The 681-nt window shown below is 66.8% G+C and carries 1 protein-coding gene; it reads left to right on the top strand.

Going from position 1 to position 681, the window contains the following annotated elements; genetic code table 11:
* A partial coding sequence (locus NE609_RS17310) for a hypothetical protein (protein WP_256153238.1) occupies nt 1-608 on the top strand: 608 nt, incomplete at its 5' end.
* Nucleotides 609-681: the final 73 nt, after the last annotated feature.

The raw sequence follows: 681 nt of genomic DNA, 5'->3' as shown, positions 1-681 counted from the left end.
CGAGCGTGCCCGAGGTTTCGAGCGTGCCCGAGGTTTCGAGCGTGCCCGAGGTTTCGAGCGTGCCCGAGGTTTCGAGCGTGCCCGAGGTTTCCAGCGTGCCCGAGGTTTCCAGCGTGCCCGAGGTTTCCAGCGTGCCCGAGGCGTCCAGCGCGCCTGAGGTATCGAGTGTGCCCGAGGTTCCCAGCGTACCTGAAGGTTCCGGCGCCGAAGCCGTTCCCGCGGCGGAGGCCTCGAGCGCCCCGGAAGCCGCGCCCGTGAGCGAAGCCGCCGAACCGGCGGGCAGCGGGGAGGAGACGGACGAGGAGGCCGAATGGCTGCTCGACCGCGCCAAGCGGGAGATCAAAAAGGTCGGATACAAGGTGGTGGACGGCGGCGACGATTTCAACAAGACCTTCCTGAAGGTGAAGGTCAAGGCGGGCGACCGGATGGCGGGCCTGCGGGAGATCATCGACAAGGTCACCTACCGGCAGATGCAGTTTGTGCCGCCGACGGCCAGGGACCCCATCACGAGTAAGGAGTTTGAAATCGAGGAAGCGCCGCGCGAGCTTCAGGTGACGATCAAGAAGTCGGGCAGCTCCTACACGATCTACTATAAGTACCGGAAGTAGCCGGGGAACTCCCCGCGTGAAAAAGAAAAGAGGCGGGGGGGGGGGGGGGGGGGGGGGGGGGGGGGGGGGGGGG

This window comes from Anaerotruncus sp. DFI.9.16 (assembly GCF_024461615.1).
GTDB lineage: Bacteria > Bacillota > Clostridia > Oscillospirales > Ruminococcaceae > Anaerotruncus > Anaerotruncus massiliensis.
Note: the sequence above shows the minus strand (reverse complement) of the source record. Positions and strands in the feature narration are given on the sequence as shown.